Origin of the sequence: Acinetobacter sp. YZS-X1-1 (assembly GCF_000804305.1) — a bacterium.
Taxonomy (GTDB): Bacteria; Pseudomonadota; Gammaproteobacteria; order Pseudomonadales; family Moraxellaceae; genus Acinetobacter; species Acinetobacter variabilis.
Window position 1 is genome coordinate 1 of record NZ_JWHB01000008.1, and the last position, 24,480, is coordinate 24,480.

A 24,480-nucleotide genomic window follows, 5' to 3' on the forward strand; every position below is an offset into this window, starting at 1 on the left:
ATGAACAGTAAATGTCAACAGACCCTAGTTAGTTTTAAATACAGTTTTTAAACTACATTCCTTAGTTTTCTAAATACAGCTAAAAATAGCCAATCCAATCCAAAATTTGATGAGGGGTAGGTTGTGGGGGTAAAATCATAGACAAGAAAAAAGCCCTTGCAAATACAAGGGCTTAATTCAAAATTTGGCGGAAGCGGTGAGATTCGAACTCACGGAGGGGTATAAGCCCTCGTCGGTTTTCAAGACCGGTGCATTAAACCGCTCTGCCACGCTTCCATGTGCGCAATAATACGGAGCTTTTAGGCGACTGACAAGTGAAAATTACAGTGAATCTCATCAACTGCATATAGTTTCATCAAATCCTTACAATTTTGCTGCCAATTCTGCCCCTTCACGAATTGCACGCTTGGCATCCAGCTCAGCAGCCAGCTTTGCTCCACCAATAATATGGTAATTCGCTAAAGTCTTTTGATCCTCTGAAGGCATGACATCTTTGACTGACTCCTGACCAGCACAAACGACGACCGTATCTACACGCAGCAACTGATCATGCCCATCCACTTCAATCCACAAACCTTCATCCGTGATCGATTTATAGTGCACGCCGCGTAACATGCGCACGCCATGTTTTTTTAGTTGGGCACGATGAACCCAACCTGTGGTTTTACCCAAACCTGCTCCTAAAGCAGTAGTTTTACGCTGTAATAAATAAATTTCCCGGACTGGTGGCTCGAGTTCTGCTGGCTGCAGTCCGCCTTCACTTACATAATTAGCATGCAGATCTACACCCCACTCCCGTTTCCATTCATCTACAGGTTGTGGTTGCGGCTGATGCGGGGGCTTTAATAAAAATTCTGATACATCAAAACCGATTCCACCGGCACCAATGACCGCGACACGATCTCCTACTGGTGCACCGCGCAATACTTCAGCATAAGACAGAACTTGAGGTGCATCACTACCGGCAATTTTCAATTCACGCGGAACAACGCCCGTAGCAACAATGACTTCATCAAAACCTTCGCGTTCCAATTGCTCCCGATTCACTCGAGTATTTAAACGGACATCTACCCCAGTTTTTTCCAGTTGTACTTTAAAATAGCGAATGGTTTCATGGAATTCTTCTTTGCCTGGAATCACTTTGGCCAGATTAAATTGCCCACCCACTTCACTAGTAGCTTCAAACAAAGTCACATCATGACCGCGGCTGGCAGCGACTGTGGCTGCGGATAAACCTGCCACACCACCACCCACCACGGCAATCCCTTTAGGCTTTTTGGTTTTGACATAAACCAGTTCGGTTTCATAACCAGCACGTGGATTCACTAAACAGGTAGCGCGTTTATTTTTAAATGTATGATCCAGACAGGCCTGATTACAGGCGATACAGGTATTAATTTCATCAACACGATTGGTTGCTGTCTTATTCACCCAGAATGCATCTGCCAATAGTGGGCGTGCCATTTGCACCATATCTGCCTGACCCGATGCCAAAATCGCTTCAGCAGTTTCTGGCATATTAATCCGGTTCGATGCAATGACTGGAACAGTAACATGCTTTTTGACTTCTGCGGTGTAATCTACGAATGCAGCACGAGGAACTGAAGTGACAATCGTCGGAATACGTGCTTCATGCCAGCCAATACCGGTATTAAGCAAAGTTATTCCAGCCTTCTCTAGTGCTTTAGCCACTGTAATCACTTCCTGCATAGTATTGCCATCATGCACCAGATCTAGCAAGGACAAGCGGAAACAGATAATAAATTTTTCACCAATTTCAGCACGGATTGCTTTAACAATCTCCACCGCAAAACGCATGCGGTTTTCAATTTCTCCACCCCAGCGATCAGTACGCTGATTGACGTGACGGCTTAAAAACTGGTTAATCAAATACCCTTCAGATCCCATGATTTCCACGCCGTCATAGCCCGCTTTTTTAGCCAGTTTTGCAGTTTTAACATAGTCCTGAACCGTATCCAGAATCTGGTTTTCAGACATCTGACGTGGTTTAAAGGGTGAAATTGGCGATTTGATCGGGCTCGCAGATACCACAAAAGGCTGATAGCCATAACGTCCGGCATGCAAAATTTGCAACAGAATCTTGGCCCCATGCTTATGCACGGCATGCGTAACCAGTCGGTGCGGTGCAACATCACCCAAGGTATTCATCGTTCCACCAGCGGGCAATAACCAGCCCTGACGATTCGGTGAAATCCCGCCAGTAATCAGGAGACCCACACCACCTTTGGCACGTTCACCAAAATAAGCTGCCAGTTTAGGATAATTATAAAACCGATCTTCCAAGCCCGTATGCATTGATCCCATCACCACACGGTTTTTAATCGTGGTGAAACCCAGATGTAATGGTTTTAAAATATTTGCATAGCGCGTCGTTGTCATAAAATATCCCTGATTCTTATTTGGCTAAAAGCTTAAATCTTATCAATGTACTTTAACTGATTTTTAGAGGCTTTTTATGACTATCAGGTCCGCTTTCTCAGGCACAAATACCAATTGTGATATTTACGCCGTAACTTAATGGTGAATTTATTGCTGCCATTGATTTTTGCTCGATTTCCATAAGGCAATTACACCGAGTACTGTACCAATGGGAAAACTGAGCAGCATCAGGATCGCCATAATTCTGGACAAGGTGCGTCCTGAACCATTGCCCTGTTTTACCTTGAGACAGGCCTGAATATTCAAAACAATCAGCACAGCCAAAAGTAGCAACACAATAACCAGACTCAACATGGAAATCGTCGACTGCTGATATTCCAGATATAAAAATGCAACCGTACTAAAAACCAGCAAACCGGCATAGATTCCATGCACAATCGACAGGGTTTCATTTTTGGCAGCCGGTTGCAGATTAGGTAAAGGAGGAATATTCGGGCTCATGAGGGCTATCCTGAAGATGTTTTTTTAATGATGTTATTGAATCTTCCCAGATTTTCCTATTTTTAAGTATTTGTCAAAAATACGGTAATTTTATGATTATCTAAGCCTATTGAATCAAGATTTTGAAACGAGTTTTTTCTTTTCTAAAGCAAACCTAAATAAAATAATGATACAATTGACGCAATATGTGTTTTTTCAGGCCACCACTTCTGGTGTGCCTATTTCATATCATTAGGATGAACAATGTCTGATAATGCAACTATCTTGCAGAATGTCCCAGTAGGCAAAAAAGTTGGTATTGCCTTTTCTGGCGGTCTAGATACTTCTGCAGCTCTTTTGTGGATGAAACAAAAAGGCGCTGAACCTTATGCTTACACAGCAAACCTGGGTCAGCCAGACGAAGACGATTACGATGCGATTCCAAAAAAAGCTGAAGCTTATGGCGCAGTAAAAGCACGTTTGATCGACTGCCGTTTACAGCTTGCATTAGAGGGTATTGCTGCAATTCAATGTGGCGCGTTCCACATTTCTACAGGTGGCGTTCCATACTTCAACACGACTCCTCTTGGCCGTGCAGTAACAGGTACCATGCTGGTAACTGCAATGAAAGAAGATGACGTGAACATCTGGGGTGACGGTTCTACTTATAAAGGTAACGACATCGAGCGTTTCTACCGCTACGGTCTGTTGACTAACCCTAACCTGAAAATCTACAAACCTTGGTTAGACCAGACCTTCATTGACGAGCTAGGTGGCCGTGCAGAAATGTCACAGTTCCTGATCGACAATGGCTTTGACTACAAAATGTCAAAAGAGAAAGCTTACTCAACTGACTCAAACATGTTGGGTGCGACTCACGAAGCCAAAGATCTAGAATACCTGAATGCCGGTATCAAAATCGTAGACCCAATCATGGGCGTTGCATTCTGGAAAGAAGACGTTGAAATCAAACCTGAAGAAGTATCGATTACTTTTGAAGAAGGTTTCCCTGTTGCAATCAATAGTCAACGTATCGAAGATCCAGTTGAGTTCATTCTTGAAGCGAACCGTATTGGTGGCCGTCATGGTCTAGGTATGTCGGATCAGATCGAAAACCGTATCATCGAAGCGAAATCTCGTGGTATCTACGAAGCTCCGGGTATGGCCCTTCTTCACATCGCTTATGAACGTCTGGTCACTGGTATTCATAACGAAGATACGATCGAACAATACCGTATCAACGGTCTTCGTTTGGGTCGTCTTCTGTACCAAGGTCGCTGGTTCGATTCTCAAGCATTGATGCTTCGTGAAACTGCACAGCGTTGGGTAGCTAAAGCTATCACTGGTACTGTGACTTTAGAACTGCGTCGTGGTAATGACTACACCATCATGAACACTGAATCTCCTAACCTCACTTATGAAGCTGAGCGTTTGACTATGGAGAAAGGTGATTCTATGTTCTCTCCAGCAGATCGTATCGGTCAGTTGACTATGCGTAACCTGGACATCACAGATACACGTGCGAAACTGGGTATCTATACAGATTCTGGCTTACTTGCAGTAGGTACAGGTTCTGCAGTACCTCAATTAAAAGACAAAAACAAATAAGTTTGTTAAGGTCAAAAAAACCGCTCATCTGAGCGGTTTTTTTATGGATTCGATTTAGGTATTCACGCTGTTCGGGTTTACGGTGCGGATCGACTGATAATAAATCTGGTTTCGACCCAACTGTTTGGCCCGATACAACGCCTGATCGGCAATTCCCAATAAGGCATCCTTATCAATAAAGTCTTCACCACGATAAACGGTAATGCCTAAACTAATAGTGATGTGATCATCTACACCAGATTTCTCATGTGGAATTTCCAGACGCTCAATTGCATTAAAGATATTGGAAGCCACTGCATAGGCGCCATGCGCATCGGTTTCCGGAAGCAGTACGACAAACTCTTCACCACCATAACGGGCCACAAAATCCATATGCCGAATCGCATTTTTAATGGTAAAGGCAATACTGGAAATTACATCGTCCCCTTTTTGATGTCCATAAAAATCGTTATAGTTTTTAAAGTGATCGACATCGATAAACAAAATCGCCAAAGCATGCTGATTACGACGGGAACGTTCAAAAAAGATATCCAGTGTTTCATCGAAAGTTCGTCGATTAGAGATTTTGGTCAGTTCATCATGCTGGCTTAAATGCAGTAATTCTGTGGTATGAATCCGCTGAATTTTCTCACTGATTCTGGCCCGCATAGTATAGAGAAAAATCATTCGCTCACGGGCAAAAAGCATATAACTAATCACACATCCCAATAGGCTACTGCCGATCAGAATCCGTCCCAAGACCAGCGCATTAAAGTCGATCGATAACATGGATAACAGCCAGACTGTACAAAGTGCAGCAAATACCCCCATGATTAACATCTGTAAAGGTTTTACTCCGGTCAGAATATAACCCAGAATGTAGATAATGGTGATGATCGCCATCGACTGATGTTGCAAGCTTACTGTTTGAATGGACATGGTCAGATAGGAGGTCGAGACTATCATCCAGAACATCAGCAGCATGGAAGCTTGCGGAAAAAAGCGTTTGATTTTAGGTAGACAGGAGAAGAAATAAAAAGCAAGTAAAGCTAGACTACCATTGATCAGCCCCAGCATACAGCGCACAAAATCTTGTACGAAATATTGTGAATCGATAATCCAGTAGTCCGTTGGAACCATAACGAGCAGAAAAATAAAATAGGTCAGTACTCCTGCCCAAACATATTTTTCGACATGTTTACGTGCTCGCTCCAGGTTTTTGCTCCAGAACTCCTGTTCCAGATTCTGAGGGAAAATCGAACCTACACGCTGACTTTGCCGTGTGATTAATTCTTCTATTTTTTCTTTTTCATCTTGCAATTTTGCTAGATTGTACTTGTATTCCATTGCCAAGTATTTATGTAATTTTTTTATTAATTTTAAAATATCATACTTTTATAAATTAATTTATAGATATCCCTTATTTTGTATATATTTCTCGTTACCATTTTGGCCATAGATGCATTATCATTTGTTTTATTTCTCCGATTGAATTCGCCTTGAATACGATTACCCTTCTCCAGCCAGACGACTGGCATGCCCACTTGCGTGATGGTCTCGCTCTGCAACGCACCGTTCCTGATCTAGCCAAACAGTTTTCCCGCGCAATCTGTATGCCGAACCTTGTTCCCCCAGTTAAAACTGTGGAAGAAGCATTAAGCTATCGTGAACGTATTATGGCGCATGTTCCTGAAGGTAGCGATTTTGATCCACGCATGGTGCTGTATTTCACAGATAATACCTCTCCAAGTGAAGTCAAAAAGATTAAAGATTCTGAGCATGTCAATGCCATTAAACTTTACCCTGCTGGCGCAACCACCAACTCGGATAGCGGTGTAAGCGACATTAGTAAAGTATATTCTGTCATTGAACAGCTGGAAGAGCATCAGGTGCCTTTATTGCTGCACGGTGAAGTGACGCATAACCATGTCGATATTTTTGACCGTGAAAAACGCTTTCTAGACGAAGTCTTAGCACCGTTACTGAAACAGTTCCCGAAACTGAAACTGGTTCTGGAACACATTACCACCAGCGAAGCAGCTAATTTCGTGCTGGAACAGGATCGTAATGTAGCTGCGACCATTACTCCACAGCACTTACTGTTTAACCGTAATGATATGCTGGTTGGTGGGATCAAGCCGCACTTCTATTGCCTGCCAATTTTAAAACGTCAGACGCATCAGCAAACGTTGCTTGAAGTAGCAACCAGCGGTAATCCTAAATTTTTCTTAGGCACCGACAGTGCACCGCACTCAAAAAATGCCAAAGAAAATGCGTGTGGCTGCGCAGGATGCTATAGTGCACTGACTGCAATTGAGTTATATGCTCAGGCCTTTGATCAAGTAGGTAAAATCGACCGTCTAGAAGGTTTTGCTAGCCATTTTGGTGCAGATTTCTACGGCCTCCCACGTAATACCAAAACCATTACGTTGGTCAAAGAAGATCAAGTTATTCCTGAAAGTCTAGACTACTTGGATGGTGAACAAATCGTTCCGCTATATGCAGGAAAAACCATTCAATGGAGAAAAATGTGACAAATGAAACTCTTCCAGTCATTGGTCAGCGTTTCCGTGGATTTTTGCCTGTTGTTGTCGATGTTGAAACAGCGGGCTTTAATGCACAGACTGATGCCTTGTTAGAAATTGCGGCCATTCCTATTGTTTATAATGAAAATGGCCAGTTTGTGCCCGGTGAAGCTTACCATGCACATATCAATCCTTTCGAAGGTGCCAACCTGGATCGCCGTTCTTTGGAATTTATTGGGATTGACCCGTCAAATCCGATGCGGATCGCGATGGCTGAAGATGAAAAAACCGCGTTAAAACGTATTTTTAAATCGGTCAATGAAGTGCGTCGTCAGCAAAATTGTACACATGCCGTTTTGGTCGGTCATAATGCGCATTTTGATTTGGGCTTTGTACAGGCCGCAATTGCCCGTACCGGAACCAAAAACCAGAACCCGTTCCACAGTTTTTCTGTGTTTGATACCGTGACGTTAAGTGCGGTGATGTTCGGTCAAACGGTTCTGGCTAAATCTTGTATTCAGGCCGGGATTGAGTTTGATGGCAAAGAAGCACACTCTGCGTTATACGATACGCAAAAGACTGCGGAACTGTTTTGCTATATTTTAAACAAACTCGCACCTCACCTGCTTGACACTTTGGTGGCGGATCAATAAGATACCGCCATCTTCTAAACGTCCCTATCGTCTAGAGGCCTAGGACATCGCCCTTTCACGGCGGTAACCGGGGTTCGAATCCCCGTAGGGACGCCATCTTATTTATCCCCCTTCTTCTTTTATTTTTTCCAAGAAACCTCTTTTTCTTATTATTGCTTTCAATCCTATTGTTATAAATTTGCATGACTGAGTTTAGTGCCCTTTCTCATCTGCTTAGGCTATAATCAAGTTGATATTAGGTTTTAATCAATTTTCCCATGTTAAAGAAAATCCTGCTTGTTTTACTTATTCTGGCCCCTTCAGCGATTTATATTTATGTGATTAGTCGCGATGATAAAACTGCTGAGACCTCAACAGAAACTACATCTGCTGAAAAAACATCAACTGAGCAATACCAGACTCCAGATCACTAGTTTTTAAGAGACTTTGTAAATATTTATTTTTCAAATTAAAAAAACAACTTTATGAGGAAATTCCAATTTATGTGATATTTCACATAATTAAAACTAAAATACTTTTTAAATCTCTCCTTTTAATTGAGCTATGCAATCTCCCTCTCCACCTTCACAGCATTCGTCTGTTGAGGGTCAAACTCCGTCGTTAAAACGTGCCATGGGCACACGTCATCTGATCATGCTCTCCCTTGGTGGTGCGATCGGTACTGGTCTGTTTATGGGTTCAGGTGAAGTGATTTCACAAGCTGGACCTTTGGGCGCAGTCCTTGCCTATATTATTGGTGGTTTGATTGCCTATATGGTAATGCTCTGTCTTGGTGAACTGGCCGTACATTTACCCGTGTTTGGTGCCTTTGCAACCCATTATATTGGACCGGGTACAGGCTATATGGTGTCCTGGATGTACTGGCTCGGCTGGTCAGCCACCTTGGGAACCGAATTTACTGCCGCTGCGATTTTGATGCAGGAATGGTTTCCCCAAACTTCGATCTGGTTATGGACATTGATCTTTGCTGCAGGTGTACTGCTCTCCAATTTAAGCTCAACCCGTACCTTTGCCGAATCAGAATTCTGGCTGTCACTGGTTAAAGTTGCGACTGTACTGATTTTCATTATTCTGGGCTTTGGTTGTATCTTTGGCTTTATTCCATTTCAAGGTTATGAATCCGCACCGCTGTTCAGCAATCTGACTGAACATGGCTGGCTGCCAAATGGTTTAATTCCGTTATTCACCACATTACTAATCGTGAACTTTGCCTTTAATGGTACCGAGATGATCGGGATCGCAGCCGGTGAAACCGAAAATCCTGCGAAAAATGTACCGAAAGCAATTCATGCTGCAGTATGGCGTCTGATAATTTTCTTTGTCGGTACCATCATTGTGATCAGCTCATTACTGACTTATACCGATGCAGGTCTACAGGTCGGTGGTCATGGGGGCTTAAGCAGCAGTCCGTTTGTATCTGTGTTTACCCAGATGGGTATTCCTTATGCCGAAGATTTTATCCGTTTCGTAATTATCACTGCACTGCTGTCGACTGCAAACTCTGGCCTTTATGCGGCTTCACGGATGATGTGGGCATTGTCTTCACAAAACCAGTTACCGCGACTGTTTGCTAAAGTCAGCAAATCCGGCGTGCCTTATGTAGCAGTCTGGGTCACCATGATTGGCGGTTTGCCTGGTCTGCTCTCTGAACAGTTTGGTGCTGATGTTATTTTCAAGAACCTGATGGGTGTTGCCGCTTTTACCATGGTGATTGTCTGGATGAGTATCTGCTGGAGCCAGTTTAATTTCCGTCACCAATGGCTGAAGTCTGGTCATAGCGTCTCTGAACTAAAATTCCGTACACCTTGGTTCCCTTTAGTTCCCATTCTAGGTTTTGTAACTTGTACTGCAACTGGCCTGAGTATGGCAGCTGACCCTGAAATGCTCTCTGGTTTTATTGGCTGTTTATTGTTTATGGCAGCATGTTATGCAAGTTACTACTGGCTTTATCATCAAAAAGCTTAAATTCTAAACTTTTGAACTGAAATAATTTCTTTAATAAACCCAATTCCGATTGGGTTTATTTTTTCATATCAGGTAAATCCGTTCAGAAAATAACATCTTAATAAAATAAAGTTTTTGTTTTGCCTAATGTTTAAACTGTTAAATACATTTTAGTAAAAACTCTTTTGACAAAGTCCGGCTTAGTCCTTAATATAGCCATCACCTCGCAACGTCCCTATCGTCTAGAGGCCTAGGACATCGCCCTTTCACGGCGGTAACCGGGGTTCGAATCCCCGTAGGGACGCCATTATCTGATCGCACACGATCAAGTCTTATACATAATCCATATTAATACGTTGCAGATTTGTAGTTTTTCACTACAATAACCCGCTTCATTCTCTTATTTTTTCGACTCCTATGCACTCATCTCCGAATGATGCTACGCATCAGGGCAATTCTGCGCCTTTAAAACGCGCTATGAGTACTCGACATCTGGTCATGATTTCGCTTGGCGGCGCAATCGGAACAGGCCTATTTTTAGGTTCGGGTGAAGTCATTGCACAAACGGGGCCTGTAGGTGCCATTCTTGCTTATCTCCTTGGCGGGATCATCGCTTACATGGTTATGCTATGTCTGGGTGAACTTGCCGTTCATATGCCCGAATCGGGCTCATTTGGCGCCTATGCCAAACGCTATATTGGACCAGGGACTGGCTACACCATTACCTGGCTATACTGGCTGACCTGGTCAGTAACTCTGGGAACTGAATTTACCGCTGCAGCCTTATTAATGCAGGAATGGTTCCCAGATAGCTCCATGTGGATGTGGACATTGATTTTTGGTGCTTTCGTATTCGCACTGAATATGATTTCCACCCGCTGGTTTGCTGAATCAGAATTCTGGCTAGCACTGGTTAAAGTCGTTACTGTCGTGACCTTTATCCTGCTTGGCCTACTCGCTATTTTTGGTGTAGTAAGCTACCAAGGACAGGAAACTGCTCCGCTATTCAGTAACCTGACAGCTCAAGGCTGGTTCCCGGAAGGTTTATTTCCAATCTTCACAACTATGCTGATTGTAAACTTCGCTTTCTCTGGAACTGAACTGATTGGTGTGGCTGCTGGTGAAACTAAAGATCCTGCCAAAAATGTACCGAAAGCGATTAATACTGCAATTTTCCGCTTACTGATTTTCTTTGTAGGTACAATTATTGTGGTGACCTCCCTTCTTCCGCATCAGGAAGCAGGTCTGGCAGCTGAAGGTGTCAGTAGCAGTCCATTCGTGACAGTATTCCAGCATATTGGTATTCCTTATGCCGAAGATATTATCCGCTTTGTGATTATTACAGCACTGCTGTCTGCTGCTAACTCAGGTCTATTCGCTGCATCCCGTATGATGTGGTCATTGTCTTACAGCAAACAGTTACCAGCAGTATTTTCCCGCTTAAATGCGCGTGGTGTACCTTATATTGCAGTCATTGTCACCATGATTGGCGGTATGCCTGGTTTGCTGTCTGAACAGTTTGCCCCGGAAACCATCTTCACGAACTTGCTAGGTATTGCAGCATTTACCATGGTGGTGGTCTGGATGAGCATCTGTCTCAGCATGTTCAACTTCCGCCGTGAATGGTACAAACAGGGTAAAACAGCGAAGGATCTTGATTTTGCTGCGCCATTGTTCCCGATCGTACCGATTCTGGGTTTTCTGTTCTGTCTGATTACCTGTATCAGTATGGTGTTTGATCCGAGCATGCGTATCAGTTTCTTTGGCTGCTTGCTGTTTATCGCACTGTGCTATGCCAGCTACTACAAGTTCTATCACAAAAATGCTTAAACATTAAAATGACCAAAAGAGCAGCTTCGGCTGCTCTTTTTTATTTATACTGAAAATGTTCTAGGCAGCCAGCGTGGTGTGTCGATGAAAATTATTTATATTCATGGCATGAACAAGCAGAAATTCAGTTCTGCGTCTCTGCGTCAACGTTGGCTGAGTCTACTAAAACGCGGTCTGGAACAGTCACATCAACAGGCACATTTTGCTTATCTGAAACGGCATATCCGTATCCCTTTTTATGGCGACTTACTGTCCCGTCATCATTTACATAATGTGCTAAATGCCAGCACCTTAATGCCGCAAGACTGGCCTCGCTTTCCTTTCCAGTCTCCAATTAAATCCCAGCCACCACCCCATCTCAATCAATATTCACCTGAAATTTGTGAAATTCCCGAGCTAAAGGTTGAGGATGCCATGACCTTTAACCAGAAGCTGAAGTTTATTAGTATATTAAGCCGGAATACTCTATTACGGGATTTTGTAATCTTACTGAATCATTTCCCTCAGCTGCATGATACGCTGATCAAAAAATTCCTGATTGAAACCTATTCTTATCTGGCAAATTCCACATTCATGCAGCAGGTGCATCAGCGAATTGGCCAGAAAATGCATGGCGATAAACCCTGTATCCTGATGGCTCATTCTTTAGGAAGTGTGATTGCCTATCATTATCTGCTTCTGCATCCAGAACTGAATGTACAGCGTTTTATCAGCATGGGATCACCAATGGCTTTCCGGGTCATTCAGGAACATTTGCCCCAACCTATTCATCGGCCAGAAGCTATTAAAGGTGACTGGATTAATTTTTATTGCAGCAATGACTTTCTGACTGCCTTTCCATTATCAGAACCGCCTTTTCAGTTTCAGCCGGCAATTATCAATCGGGAGATTCGTACTTCGATTTATCATCCTCATGATATTGATGGCTATGTCCAGCATCCGGAAGTCATCAAAGCCTTGCTAGAATTACTCTAAAAAGCATCTTAATTTACAGATTTAATTTTAATATTTCCTATGCACTATTTTTCTGCTCAGTAAAATTCTTTATCCATACCTACTCATTTTCTGGTTTATTTATGACTCTTTCATAAATATACAGATGTCTGTTAATTATTGTTTTATCAAAGATAATTTACACATTAACACCACAAAAAGCGCTGCTTTTGCTACGTTAATTTTTTCTATACTGTAAATATAATTCTATCGAACTCAGTGGGGTGTCGATGAAAGTTATTTTTATTCATGGAATGAATCAGCAACATCATAGCGCTGCCTCCATCCGCCAGCGCTGGCTCCATATACTTCAAAAAGGGATGCGCAAACATCAACAAGATGCCAGATTTAGTTATTTAAAACGCCACATTCGTATTCCATTTTATGGCGATCTGCTTTCACGTTATAACGTCCGCAATATTCTAGAAGCCGGCACCCTGATGCCACAGGAATGGCCCAGCTTTCCTTTTCGCAAGCCGGCTCAACCTCAGCTTCCTGCCCCTGTTCCACGTCCTGGCTGGCGTAGGCCCACAATTACCGATTTTTCCCAACCCGGTTCAAGTGACACCATGGATTTCAGACAGAAATTCAATTATTTTACCGCTCTCGGCAGGAATGTGGCGCTTCGGGATTTTGCCTTATTGCTCAATTATTTTCCCACTCTGCATCGCAATCTGTTGCAGAGATTTCTGATTGAAACTTATCTTTATCTCGATAATCCTGATTTCATGAGGGAAGTACATGAACGGATTGCCAGACAACTGAGTGGTCGCAAACCCTGCATTGTCATTGCCCATTCTTTAGGAAGTGTGATTGCCTATAATCATCTCATCCAGCACCCTGAACTGAATGTACAGCGTTTTATTACTTTAGGTTCACCATTAGCCTTTCAGGTGATTCAATCCAGCCTGGCACAACCGGTGGTACGACCTGCGGCAATTAAAGGCGACTGGATCAATTTCTATTCAACAGATGATTATCTTACCGCCATTCCACTTACTCAACCGCCATTCAAGTTTGAACCTGAAATCATCAATCATGGCATTCGTACACATATTCATCGTCCACATGATATTACTGGCTATTTACTACATCCTCAGGTCGTTGAAGCTATTCTGGAATTACTTAAAAATCCGGCTTAAATCCGGCATTTTTCAAGTATTCTACTAATATTGTTTTAAATTTATGCACTCAAAAGAAAAATTCCAAAAAACTCTGGAAAAGCGTTTGACACCCCTCTGTTTTCACCCTAATATACGCCCACCTCTGAAACGTCCCTATCGTCTAGAGGCCTAGGACATCGCCCTTTCACGGCGGTAACCGGGGTTCGAATCCCCGTAGGGACGCCAATTTCAGAAGTCATATTTTATTAAGTCCCTATCGTCTAGAGGCCTAGGACATCGCCCTTTCACGGCGGTAACCGGGGTTCGAATCCCCGTAGGGACGCCATTACTTCAAATCAAAAGTTCTGGTTTAAAATATCACTTCTATACTGTCCCTATCGTCTAGAGGCCTAGGACATCGCCCTTTCACGGCGGTAACCGGGGTTCGAATCCCCGTAGGGACGCCATTTTCGAGATGGTTAATTTAATTAACTTCTCATAAAAAAGCCCAAGCATGATGACTTGGGCTTTTTTATTGCATGTTCCTTCATTCCTGTTTTTTAATGTTTGATCAAATTGTCTCGATTGCAATTTTATTTGTTTATAAATAATTCATTCAAAAATCTTATTCTTTTACATTTCTCTTCAACTCGTTATCCATTCATTTTCATTTACAGCAATCGCACTATAAATCCGAACAAAAAATCAACACCGGTGGTATAAGCATGCCGTTAAGTTAGAAAGCATAATATATCTGCAAGGATCAGATTATGTTCGTCAGTACAAAGTTAAGTTCGCCTGAATCATCTATTAAAAATCATAATCATCAATTTAATAACTTTAAAGATTGGGTCAACTTCTTTCAAGATCAACAGATTTCGACGGCAGTAAAGACCGAACAGGCTGAGAACTATTTAAGAGACTTAATCCAGCAAGTTGATGTGGCTGGGCTGGAATGGCTAGATCAACCCAGACATGTAGAGCAATATTTTCTGGAACAGCACCACCAAACCTGCGCAATTTTCCAGTCGTATGTAGAACGGCGTAAACAGCAGCAAGGACGCGAGTACTTCCCGACTGTGTCACACGCATTTGAGTTCCTGGCCAAAGTCGCACCTGTAAAACTGGTAGACGGCTCATGGCTGTATTCAACTGTGCAAAACTGGAATCGTCCGGAAACCAAAGACCTGATTTATATCTATCTGGAAGAACTGGGCATGGGTCATACTCGTGCCAATCATGTCACCATGTATCAGGACTTGCTGAATCATTATGAACTGAACAGCTATGCCGAGCAACTGGATGCCAGCTATTATGAACAAGCAGCCGTACAGCTCGCACTGGGCTATGCACCACCCGAGTATTTGCCTTTAGTGATTGGCTTCAATCTGGGTTATGAGCAGCTGCCCTTACACCTGTTAATTACCAATTATGAGCTGTCTGAACTCGGTATTGATCCACATTATTTCAATGTACACATTACCATTGATAATGCTCACAACGGTCATGCGCAAAAATCTCTGCAAGCGTATTTAGATCAGTATGCACTCGCTGAAGATCCTGCCCAGTATCTTGACCTGATTAAAAAAGGTTATGTGCTGAATGACATTGGCAAAAGTTCTACCCAGATCATCAAGCAACTGGATACTGAAAAACTGGCTTTGAAAGTGTTCCAGAACAAAGCGCTGATTGGACAATATATTCATAACCAGAAATGCCAGTTTAGTGGCAAGACCATTAATGAATGGTTATCCGATCCGGCACAGATTGCGGACTTCCTGAAAGTCATGATTGAAAAAGGCTGGATTGTAAAAGACGCACCTGTTGAACAAAGCCGTTTCTGGAAAATGATTGATGATCCAGATGGCAAAATGTTTGGTGTATTTAATGCCACTGAAAAACAGATTATTAAAGACTGGATTCAAAGTGAGACTTTTGCTGCTCGTCTGCCATCACGTAGCAGATCTCAAGTACATAACCAGATGGAACCGGTGCTGAACCGTATCGACCAGCAGCAGATCCATCAGCTGAAAAGCCGTCTGAATCGCTGTGCCGCTGCCGAACAAAAGATTGATTTATTGATTCCTTACGTGGCACCGCATATGCATCATCAGGAAGTGGGTTTGTGGGCAACACGTCAGCTTTCCAAGCTGCTCTTCCCTTTCCAGACTCAAGCCATGACTTATTCTTAAAAAGATGATTCATAAAAAAACAGGGCATTTTATATGCCCTGTTTTTACTTCAATGCATTATGCAAATTAAGCCGATTTACGTGAATTGATCTGACCTTTAATCACAGCTTTCACATTGCCCTTTACATAATTTAAAAATACCTTTAAAGGTGACAGTTTTGGATTTGGTCGATTACCTTTGGCAATTTCCTTAAATTGCGCGGCATACCAGATGATTTCCATAATCGCCATTTTATCGATCATCGGAATACCGGTTTTAATTTTCTCAACTGCATAACGTACATCCTGCCCAGCCACCAGACGGTTACCCAGATCAGGCTCGACCGCAAATGGACGTGCAATACCGACAAAATCACATGCGCCGCTGTCAAGGGCTGCATTCATACCCACTGCGGTACGGAAGCCCCCCGTCACCATCAAATAACAATTAACTTCCTGACGGATCTTTTCGGCAAAGTCGAGGAAATAGGCTTCGCGGGCAATCGTTGATGCTTTACGTTTCTCTGCTTTTACCCCGGCCATTGCGGGTGCTTCATAGGTTCCACCAGAAACTTCAATAATATCGATCCCGGCTGCATCCATCGCCTTAAAAACATAAATAACGTCTTCCTCACTAATGCCACCGCGCTGGAAGTCTGCCGAATTTAATTTTACTGAAATAATAAAATTCTCTGAAGTTGCTGCACGCACCGCCTTATAGGCTTCTAGCAAAAATCGGCTGCGGTTTTCAATACTGCCACCCCACTGATCTTGACGTTTATTGGTCAGTGGCGATAAAAACTGGCTAATCAGATAACCATGTGCACCATGTAGCTGTACGCCTTCAAATCCCGCCTTTTCACAAATGGCAGCTGAAGTCGCAAAGCGCTGGATAATATCTAAAATTTCATCTTCACGCAGTTCACGTGACGTACCGAAACTCATCGCCAATGCTGGACTAAAAGGAACAGCTGAAGGTGCTACAGTTTCTTTGTTCAAGCCTTTCGGGCATTGACGCCCCGGATGAGACAACTGTACCAGTTGTACCATGCCATGACGTTTGCCGACATTCGCCCAGGCTTTTAACTTTTCCAGGTCACGTTCAGTTTCTACTACCACTACACCAGGTTCATTCTTGGCACGAAAATCCACCATGACATTACCTGTTATCGCACAGCCTAAACCGCCTTTGGCCCAAGCCTCATACAACTTTAAATGGGCTTGATTAGGTTGGCCTGCATCATTCGCCAACGCCTCACTCATGGCACCTTTAATGATACGGTTTTTAAACTGGGTATTACGGATCTGGATGGAATCGGCCAATTGTGTCATGTACTTTCCTGAAATGTTTATCTTATTTTGTATGTGTTATAACCCAACTTGCCATAATTGACAATTCATATTGTCAAAGGGATACAAATTTTATTTGTGGAAATTAAGTTAGTCTTAAAATTATTTTAAATTTTGGGATCGAAAGCATCCCGGATGGCTTCACCGATATAGATGAGCAAAGACAAGACAATGGCCAAAGTTAAAAAACCAGATAAAGCCAACCACGGCGCATTGAGATTATTTTTACCTTGCAGCAATAATTCCCCCAGAGAAGCGGTTTCAGGCGGCAAACCATAACCTAGAAAGTCCAGTGCAGTCAGTGCGCTGATATTGGCGGTCAGCATAAAAGGTAGTTGTGACAGGCTGGAACCTATGACATTCGGCAAGATATGCCGGAACATGATCCGGCCATGCCCTGCACCAATACTTTTCGCTGCCCAGACATATTCCAGATTTCTGGCCCGTAAAAATTCGGCACGCACCATCGACACCAGTGTGGTCCAACCAAAAAATAGCATGATTACAAATAGCCAGTAAATATTTGGACTAAATACGCTGACCAGAATCATCACCATAAACAGCATCGGCAGGCTGCTCCAGACCTCAAGTGCACGTTGTCCGATCAGGTCAATCCAGCCACCATAATAGCCTTGAACTGCACCGACCAGCACACCTAATCCTGCCGACAGCAAAGTCAGTGCAAAGCCAAACAGCAAGGAAATACGCAAGCCATATAAAATACGTGCTAGCACATCCCTTCCCTGATCGTCTGTTCCTAGCCAATTTTGTCGGCTTGGAGGTGAAGGTACTGGAATATCGAGTGCCAAATTGGGTGTGTCATAGCCGAAGTGGATCACCGACCAGATTGCCCAGCCTTTGGCATTAATCAGCTGCTGTACCGTAGGATCCTGATACTCGGCTTCAGTTTCAAAGACACCCCCAAAAGTCGTTTCAGGATATGACTTTATTACTGGCAGATAATAGGAATCCTCATACTTGACCAGTAAAGGCTTATCGTTAGCGATCAGCTCAGCACCAAGTGACAAGATAAAAATAATGGTAAAGGCAATGAAGCAGGCAAATCCGGTTTTATTATTTTTAAAACGTTGCAGGCTGGCGCGTAGCATTGGTGACATTATTTTGACCCTCGCGAATCAAAATGGATCCGGGGATCAATCACCCGATACAGCACATCACTGATCAAACGCAGCACCAAGCCCAATAAGGTAAAAATAAACAAGGTTCCAAAAATGACCGGATAATCCCGCTGCAGAATCGCTTCAAATCCCAGCATGCCCAAACCATCCAGATTAAAGAGGATTTCAATAAACAGGTTCCCGACAAATAAAATACCGAGCAAAGCTTCTGGCAAACTGGCAACCAACACCAGCACAGCATTGCGCAGTACATGACGGTAGAACACTGCTCTGTCCTGTAGTCCCTTCGCTCTTGCTGCCAGCACATATTGTTTACTGAGTTCTTCCATAAAGGAAAATTTCACCAGATAAGTCAGCCGTGCAAAACCGCCGAGTACCATAGCCAGTAGCGGCAAAGCCATATGCCAAAAATAATCCTGAATTTTTCCAAAGAGGGATAATTCAGCAAAATTTTCCGAGCTTAACCCTTGTAAAGGAAACCATTGCAGATAGGAACCACCTGCAAAAAATACAATCAGCAAAATGGCAAAGATAAAGGCTGGAATAGCATAGCCCACAGCCAGCAGCAAAGACGTCGTTTGATCAAACAGGCTGCCAGGCTTTTTGGCCTTCTGGATGCCAAGAGGAATAGAGACCAGATAAATGAGCAAGGTACTCCAGAAACCTAGAGACAGTGAAACTGGCAATTTTTCCCAGATCAGTTCAGTCACAGCTTGGCCTTTAAAAAAGCTCTGGCCTAAATCAAACTGGGCATAGCTTTTCAACATTTCCCAGAAACGTAAATAAACCGGCTGATCAAATCCATACTGAGTCTTGATCTGCTCCAGCATTTCGGGCGTCAGGCCTTGCTGTCCCTGATACTGCAAGCCACCGATCGCCAAATTATTTGCATGCTGTGCCTGATAGATGGCCTGTTCCACTGGACCACCCGGTGCAAGCTGAATCACCACAAAATTGATTAGTAAAACCATCAATAATGTCGGAATCATAAGAAGCAAACGTTTGACGATATAAGTGCTCATGGCACTCCCCAAAGCTGGAAATCTAGCGATATTTTAAGTACGGCGCCACTTGTCTGGCTTTAGCTGCATCCACCCACCAGTAATCAATACCCGCAGAAAGCTTGGGCTTGATTTTAGGCTGCTGATACATATTCCAGTAAGCATACCAGTATTCACCCGTACCATAAGTCGGAATATGATAATAACCGGCTCGCAATAAACGATCTAAAGCTCGGCTACTATAAATCAGCTGCTCCCGGCTTTGTGGTTGAACCACCTGATCAATCACCCGATCAATCACCGGATTTTGAATACCGGCATAATTATAATTGCCAGGCTGACGTGCCGCCTGACTACCCCAAAACTGTTTCTGTTCCTGCCCCGGTGTCAGCGATTGCGGCATAGTATCCACAATCATATCAAACTGATAATTTCTAAGGCGCTCATAGTACTGAGCCGTTTCCACCATCCGAATGTACGCCTGAATTCCTAAACGTTTCAAATGGCGTAGATAAGGCATTAGATGACGCTGCTGTTCAGCCTGATGCAACAGAAATTCAATCTGTACAGGTTTACCTTGAGCAGTCACCAGTTTTCCCTGCTGATAACGGTAACCGGCATTCAATAAAATTTGTCGCGCCTGTAATAAATTTTTGCGGTTAAACCCGGAGGCATCTGATTGCGGATAATGCCAATCCTGTAATACCGTCTGACGTTGCACCGGATGCAATTTAGATAAATTTGGCTGTAATATTTTCAGCTCTTGGGCACTCGGCTTGCCTGTAGATGCCAGTTCACTGTTACTAAAAAAGCTGTTGAGACGCTGATATTCCCCATGAAACAAGGCTTTATTTAGCCATTCAAAATCATAGGCCAGAGTTAAAGCTTGCCGGAAGCGGATATCGGCAAAGGGCTGACGCCGCATATTAAAAATCAGGCTTTGGGTTGGAATCGGATTGTGATGGTGAAAACGATAGGTTTTGATCTGGCCTTGCTCTACCGCAGGAAAGCGATAATCACTTACCCAGCGGTTAACCTGTTTTTCTTCATGCAGTGTGAACTGGCCCGACTTAAAAGCTTCAAACTTGATTTCCGGACTACGGTAATAACGATACTGTATGCGATCAAAATTATAACGCCCACGATTGACCAGCAGATCTTTACCCCAGTAATGCGGATTACGTTTATAGGAAATACTGCGTCCTGCATCAATACGTTCAATCACATAAGGCCCAGAACCCAAGATCGGTTTCAGGTTAATGTCTTTGAAATTACGCTTTTGCCATTCCTGCTGAGAATAGATCGGCATCTGAGTCACAATCATGGCCATTTCCGGATTATGGCGAGATTTAAAACTAATCTTAACTTTTGAAGGTGACAGGACTTCGGTTTTTTTAATATCTGCCAGATACATCTGTAAGCCAAAATTAGACTGGGTCTGGTACAGATCAAAACTGTATTTCACATCTTTAGCCGTCACTGGCTGACCATTACTGAATCTGGCCTTAGGATTTAAATGGAAAATAATATAAGCAGTCTGCTTTGGATCGAAACTGACTTTCTCCGCCAGCAGAGGATAATAAACGCCGGGCTCATCCAGGGATTTCGACATAAGGCTGTCAAAAATATAATTAATCCCTTCAGTGACATTCCCCTTACCATTCATGCTGTTCAGATTATCAAAACTGCCATCGGCTGCCTGAATAAGAATGCCGCCTTTGGGCGCTTGCGGATTGGCATAAGGCAGAGATTTAGCCTGTGCATATTTGGGTGCACCATGCAGTGCAATATAAGGTGTCGTAATGACTGCTGCCCCGCTAGAACTGATGATCCAAGGGGCAGCAAGAATCCATAAGACATGGACGGGATTAAACAATTTCACGATCCAGAAATTAATTTGGAACCTTAATCACATCACCAATACGCAATTGAGTATTGGGTTTCAGCTCATTCATTTCTGCCAGCTCATTGGTTGCCATACCATAACGGGATGCCAGACCAATCAAGGTATCGCCACGCTTCACCTTGTATTCAGTGACCAGCTTTGGAAGCTGAAGCGTTTGGCCCACACGTAAACCAGCACGTGGACTAAGATTATTCAGGCTCGCCAGATCAGTAACGGGTACTCCTACACGATTGGCAATCGCAATCAGTGATTCTCCGGATTTTACCGTATAGGATTCTGTCGCCTTAGAAGAGGCAGATTTTGTTGCGACTTTTACTACCGGCTCTTTTTTGGCAATCTGAATATCTTCATTAATTTTTAAACGCTGTCCAATCCGCACATTGCTATTGGTGCTTAGGCCGTTCAGGTCTGCCAGATAACGTAATTGTAGATGATATTGGCGGGCAATCGAGCTTAAGGTTTCACCAGATTTCACGATGTGAGTATCTGATTTGACATTGTTTTCCTGAGTCTCGGTGACCACTTCCTGCACAGGTTCAGGACTACCAGATAATTTCAGATGCTGACCCACACGCACATTGGCACTACGGGAAATATTGTTCAGGTTGGCAATCTGATCCATCGACAGATTATATTTTGCTGCAATCCCGGTCAGCGTATCACCCGATTGAACCGTATAACTGTCAGGAACCTGACTACCGGCCGGAATCTTGATGGTCTGACCAATGCGTAAGCCGCTGTTTGCAGACAGGCCATTTAACGCTGCCAGTTCAGATACCGTCAATTTACTTTGATTGGCAATGCTGTACAGGGTTTCACCACGTTTGACCTGATAGCTTTCTGTTGGCGTATGATCAACCTTAACGTTCTCAAACTTCTGTTCGATTTTTTCGGTTTTCTTGCTGCTCGCAGTCAGTTCATCAACTTCATTGAGAGGAACATTAATCTTCTGTCCGATCATCAAACTGCTACCCGCGGTTAAACCCGGAGTTAGTGCAGCAAGTTCTGCATTCGACAATGCGTAGCGATCTGCAATCAGTTTCAGATACTCACCACGTTTAACGGTATAGGACTTGGTCTGGACTTTGACAGTTTCGACTTTTTTGCTGTCTTCAACTTTCGCTTTGCTGGTACTTTCTTTTAGGGAAAGCTTTTGCCCCACAAATAAACCACTGGTCGTACTCAGATCATTATAATCAGCCAACTGTTTAACACTCAGGCCGAACTGGCTGGAAACGCTGGTCAAAGAATCATTGGCCTGAACCACATAACTTTCCGGTTTCTCTTTGGCTTTCGGTACTTCCTGTACTGGGTTGGCATCATAGAGATAAATTGTGGTGCCCACATATAATGTAGAGTTTGGATCAATCTGGTTCCATTTCGCGACATCACGCCAGTTCACGCCATTCTTCGCTGCAATCAATGCCAGATTATCGCCCGGTAAAACCTTATAGGTACTGCGCTTACCTTTCGGTGCCACAACCACAACTTCTGAATCAGTTTTTACATAGTTTTTGCCCTGATTGAGTCGAGCTTCAACTGAATCTGCACTGGTGTTTACAGCGACTTCTTTCGGATATGAGAATCCTTTGGTCAGTTCCTTGCCCTGCTGCTCGGCAATAGACTGACTGGTCTGAATTGCAGTCAGTTTGATCTTGCCATCATAAGGGTCAACAATTTCTGTGCCTGCAGGTGCCAGTGCTTTCAACTCTTCAATGACCTGTGCCTGTTCAGCTGCAGTCGCCACAGGTTGTAAAAGCTCATCCACGGTCTTATTAATTTCTTCTGCTGACACCACTTTCTGGATTTGCTGACGTTCAGCTGCGGTAATTGGTGGCTCGACCTGGATAGGCTTCACTGAAGCAACTGGCGTCACAGCAACCGGAATACGTGGCGCGCTTGGAATAGGCAATTCACTTTTTGCCGCAAATTCAGCAAGTGCTTCGGAACCACGTGGTGTGCTGACCCGTTTGGTGGTTTGTGCAGTTAGATTAGGTGTCGTCGTGGTTGACACTGCTGCTGGTGCAGTCGTAGCTGGCTTTGGTGATGTAGTCGCAGTTGGAGCTTTAGTTGCTGTTGCAGTCTTAGCAGTCGTAGTGGCAAGCACCGGCGGAGTCTGCTTGGCAGGTACGATGGTGGTACTGGTTGATGCTGGTGCTACAGTTGGATTTGGAGTTACTGTAGTGGTCGTTTTAGGCGAGTTACTGACAGTACCTGCCCATAAGCCGCTTGAACTAGACTGCAGTTTTTTCAGTTTTCCATCAATCGATGGACTTAAGTCAGCCGGAATCAAAATACGGCGCGGACTTTCCGGATCAATACGATCACCACGATGCCCCGGGTTAAGCTGATACAGTTCAGCACGGCTTAAACCGGTAATGGCTGCAATCTCATTTAAATTGGCTGCACCGACAGTCACTTCACGAAAGTGAGGACGGTTGGCAATTGGTGGCAAACTCACGCCATAAGTACCCGGATTTTTCACAATCTGCGCAACTGCCAGGAAACGCGGCACATAGTTCATGGTTTCCTGAGGCAGTTTCAAGGACCAGTAATCGGTAGGCAAGCCTGCGGCCTTATTACGGTTAATCGCCTGCTGGATACGGCCTGGACCGGCATTATAAGAGGCCAAAGCCAATTCCCAGGAACCAAACTGGTTATATAAGCTGCCTAGAAACTCATAAGCCGCACGAGTCGACTCAACGACATCACGACGGCCATCGTAAAGTGAGGTTTGTTTCAGACCATAAATACGGCCAGTACTTGGAATGAACTGCCATAAACCTGCTGCTGCTGCACTACTGGTCGCCGCCGGGTCATAAGAACTTTCAATGATCGGTAATAAAGCCAGCTCTGTAGGCATGCCACGGCGTTCTGCTTCTTTCACCGTATAATAGAGATAGCGCGATGCACGGGCACTCAGGCGGTCCAGATAAGGCTGACGGGAAATAAACCAGCCACGCTGTGCATCAATACGCGGATTCCAGGTATTCAGATCCATCTTGAAACCCACGGTCATCCGTTTCCAGATATCACCATGCTTCAAAATCAGTAAGCGGTCACCTTCAACCGCACGCATATCCGTTGCAGAAAGTAAATCTTCCAGCCCATCCAAACTGCTTGCATCTAGATATTGTGAGCCAACCTGCTTGCTTGACGCTTTTTGGGTCGCACTTTGTGTAGAAGAACAGCCCGTCAGTCCCAAGGAAGCGAGTGCCGTTCCAAGTACAGAAAATTTTAAAAATGTTGGTAATGCAGGCTGCCACAAAATTGCGGTTGGTTTATACATAAAGAAATCCAAACAATTCGTATATAAATTTATTTTTTAGATATGCCATTGTAGTGAAGCATGTCGTGGACACAAGGCATTAATTTACCCCGATTTCACGTTAAATGTT

At 43.7% G+C, this 24,480-nt stretch carries 16 protein-coding genes and 6 tRNA genes; 13 read left to right on the forward strand and 9 right to left on the reverse strand.

All coding sequences use genetic code 11. From position 1 onward, the window contains the following. Positions 1-185: 185 nt before the first annotated feature. From RJ01_RS06570 to RJ01_RS06580, 3 genes are all read right to left on the reverse strand, one after another. Positions 186-276 (reverse strand) — tRNA-Ser (locus RJ01_RS06570). Between the two features lie 87 nt (positions 277-363). Then, on the reverse strand, positions 364-2,400 hold the full coding sequence (locus RJ01_RS06575; protein ID WP_034170455.1) for an NADPH-dependent 2,4-dienoyl-CoA reductase: 2,037 nt from the start codon (positions 2,398-2,400) through the stop codon (positions 364-366). Positions 2,401-2,547: 147 nt separating this feature from the next. Beyond that, the gene (locus RJ01_RS06580) at positions 2,548-2,901 is read right to left on the reverse strand and encodes a hypothetical protein (protein ID WP_034170456.1); all 354 of its coding nucleotides are present in this window, start codon (positions 2,899-2,901) and stop codon (positions 2,548-2,550) included. Positions 2,902-3,144: 243 nt separating this feature from the next. On the opposite strand from RJ01_RS06580, the gene argG reads away from it, so the two are divergent. Further along, positions 3,145-4,488 carry an argininosuccinate synthase gene (gene argG / locus RJ01_RS06585; RefSeq protein ID WP_034170457.1) on the forward strand — a complete coding sequence of 448 codons (1,344 nt, stop codon included), beginning with the start codon at positions 3,145-3,147 and terminating at the stop codon, positions 4,486-4,488. A 54-nt stretch (positions 4,489-4,542) separates the two neighbouring features. Here argG and RJ01_RS06590 read toward each other — a convergent pair whose 3' ends face one another. Continuing rightward, positions 4,543-5,814, reverse strand: a complete 1,272-nt coding sequence (locus RJ01_RS06590) for a GGDEF domain-containing protein (protein ID WP_034170458.1) — start codon at positions 5,812-5,814, stop codon at positions 4,543-4,545. Between the two features lie 152 nt (positions 5,815-5,966). On the opposite strand from RJ01_RS06590, the gene pyrC reads away from it, so the two are divergent. From pyrC to RJ01_RS06650, 12 genes are all read left to right on the forward strand, one after another. Further along, entirely contained in the window at positions 5,967-7,001 is a 1,035-nt protein-coding gene (gene pyrC / locus RJ01_RS06595; protein WP_034170459.1) for a dihydroorotase, read from the forward strand. Next, positions 6,986-7,645 carry a ribonuclease T gene (gene rnt / locus RJ01_RS06600; protein ID WP_034170460.1) on the forward strand — a complete coding sequence of 220 codons (660 nt, stop codon included), beginning with the start codon at positions 6,986-6,988 and terminating at the stop codon, positions 7,643-7,645. The genes pyrC and rnt overlap by 16 nt, the downstream gene beginning before the upstream one ends. Before the next feature lie 20 nt (positions 7,646-7,665). Continuing rightward, positions 7,666-7,741, forward strand: a tRNA-Glu gene (locus tag RJ01_RS06605). A gap of 447 nt (positions 7,742-8,188) precedes the next feature. Further along, a complete protein-coding gene (locus RJ01_RS06610) occupies positions 8,189-9,610 on the forward strand; it encodes an amino acid permease (RefSeq protein ID WP_034170461.1) in 1,422 nt (473 codons plus the stop codon). Between the two features lie 210 nt (positions 9,611-9,820). Next, positions 9,821-9,896: transfer RNA gene (locus tag RJ01_RS06615), tRNA-Glu, on the forward strand. Positions 9,897-10,006: 110 nt separating this feature from the next. Further along, a complete protein-coding gene (locus tag RJ01_RS06620; RefSeq protein WP_034170462.1) occupies positions 10,007-11,419 on the forward strand; it encodes an amino acid permease in 1,413 nt (470 codons plus the stop codon). Positions 11,420-11,503: 84 nt separating this feature from the next. Further along, positions 11,504-12,394: an alpha/beta fold hydrolase gene (locus RJ01_RS06625; protein ID WP_034170463.1), complete on the forward strand. Its 891-nt coding sequence runs from the start codon at positions 11,504-11,506 to the stop codon at positions 12,392-12,394. Between the two features lie 248 nt (positions 12,395-12,642). Beyond that, entirely contained in the window at positions 12,643-13,554 is a 912-nt protein-coding gene (locus RJ01_RS06630; protein WP_034170464.1) for a hypothetical protein, read from the forward strand. A 131-nt stretch (positions 13,555-13,685) separates the two neighbouring features. Continuing rightward, positions 13,686-13,761: transfer RNA gene (locus tag RJ01_RS06635), tRNA-Glu, on the forward strand. A 24-nt stretch (positions 13,762-13,785) separates the two neighbouring features. Beyond that, positions 13,786-13,861, forward strand: a tRNA-Glu gene (locus RJ01_RS06640). A gap of 45 nt (positions 13,862-13,906) precedes the next feature. Further along, positions 13,907-13,982, forward strand: a tRNA-Glu gene (locus tag RJ01_RS06645). Positions 13,983-14,285: 303 nt separating this feature from the next. Further along, positions 14,286-15,707, forward strand: coding sequence for an iron-containing redox enzyme family protein (locus RJ01_RS06650; protein ID WP_034170465.1), 1,422 nt, complete (start codon positions 14,286-14,288; stop codon positions 15,705-15,707). Between the two features lie 66 nt (positions 15,708-15,773). Here the strand turns inward: RJ01_RS06650 and RJ01_RS06655 are convergent, their stop codons facing one another. The 5 genes from RJ01_RS06655 to RJ01_RS06675 form a co-directional block, all read right to left on the reverse strand. Beyond that, positions 15,774-17,018, reverse strand: coding sequence for an NADH:flavin oxidoreductase/NADH oxidase family protein (locus RJ01_RS06655; protein ID WP_034170466.1), 1,245 nt, complete (start codon positions 17,016-17,018; stop codon positions 15,774-15,776). A 125-nt stretch (positions 17,019-17,143) separates the two neighbouring features. After that, a complete protein-coding gene (locus tag RJ01_RS06660) occupies positions 17,144-18,154 on the reverse strand; it encodes an ABC transporter permease (protein ID WP_034170467.1) in 1,011 nt (336 codons plus the stop codon). Then, positions 18,154-19,197, reverse strand: coding sequence for an ABC transporter permease subunit (locus tag RJ01_RS06665; RefSeq protein ID WP_034170468.1), 1,044 nt, complete (start codon positions 19,195-19,197; stop codon positions 18,154-18,156). Before RJ01_RS06665 ends, RJ01_RS06660 begins: the two co-directional genes overlap by 1 nt. Before the next feature lie 22 nt (positions 19,198-19,219). After that, positions 19,220-21,025: an extracellular solute-binding protein gene (locus RJ01_RS06670; protein WP_375725721.1), complete on the reverse strand. Its 1,806-nt coding sequence runs from the start codon at positions 21,023-21,025 to the stop codon at positions 19,220-19,222. Positions 21,026-21,068: 43 nt separating this feature from the next. Next, complete coding sequence (locus tag RJ01_RS06675) at positions 21,069-24,371, reverse strand: LysM peptidoglycan-binding domain-containing protein (RefSeq protein ID WP_034170470.1); 3,303 nt, start codon at positions 24,369-24,371, stop codon at positions 21,069-21,071. Positions 24,372-24,480 lie beyond the last annotated feature (109 nt).

What these genes read in the sequence shown, in the direction of transcription:
- RJ01_RS06575 (WP_034170455.1), bottom strand. Translation starts at nt 2,400, where the DNA reads ATGACAACGACGCGCTATGCAAATATTTTAAAACCATTACATCTGGGT.
- RJ01_RS06580 (WP_034170456.1), bottom strand. Translation starts at nt 2,901, where the DNA reads ATGAGCCCGAATATTCCTCCTTTACCTAATCTGCAACCGGCTGCCAAA.
- argG (WP_034170457.1), top strand. Translation starts at nt 3,145, where the DNA reads ATGTCTGATAATGCAACTATCTTGCAGAATGTCCCAGTAGGCAAAAAA.
- RJ01_RS06590 (WP_034170458.1), bottom strand. Translation starts at nt 5,814, where the DNA reads ATGGAATACAAGTACAATCTAGCAAAATTGCAAGATGAAAAAGAAAAA.
- rnt (WP_034170460.1), top strand. Translation starts at nt 6,986, where the DNA reads ATGGAGAAAAATGTGACAAATGAAACTCTTCCAGTCATTGGTCAGCGT.
- RJ01_RS06610 (WP_034170461.1), top strand. Translation starts at nt 8,189, where the DNA reads ATGCAATCTCCCTCTCCACCTTCACAGCATTCGTCTGTTGAGGGTCAA.
- RJ01_RS06620 (WP_034170462.1), top strand. Translation starts at nt 10,007, where the DNA reads ATGCACTCATCTCCGAATGATGCTACGCATCAGGGCAATTCTGCGCCT.
- RJ01_RS06625 (WP_034170463.1), top strand. Translation starts at nt 11,504, where the DNA reads ATGAAAATTATTTATATTCATGGCATGAACAAGCAGAAATTCAGTTCT.
- RJ01_RS06630 (WP_034170464.1), top strand. Translation starts at nt 12,643, where the DNA reads ATGAAAGTTATTTTTATTCATGGAATGAATCAGCAACATCATAGCGCT.
- RJ01_RS06650 (WP_034170465.1), top strand. Translation starts at nt 14,286, where the DNA reads ATGTTCGTCAGTACAAAGTTAAGTTCGCCTGAATCATCTATTAAAAAT.
- RJ01_RS06655 (WP_034170466.1), bottom strand. Translation starts at nt 17,018, where the DNA reads ATGACACAATTGGCCGATTCCATCCAGATCCGTAATACCCAGTTTAAA.
- RJ01_RS06660 (WP_034170467.1), bottom strand. Translation starts at nt 18,154, where the DNA reads ATGTCACCAATGCTACGCGCCAGCCTGCAACGTTTTAAAAATAATAAA.
- RJ01_RS06665 (WP_034170468.1), bottom strand. Translation starts at nt 19,197, where the DNA reads ATGAGCACTTATATCGTCAAACGTTTGCTTCTTATGATTCCGACATTA.
- RJ01_RS06675 (WP_034170470.1), bottom strand. Translation starts at nt 24,371, where the DNA reads ATGTATAAACCAACCGCAATTTTGTGGCAGCCTGCATTACCAACATTT.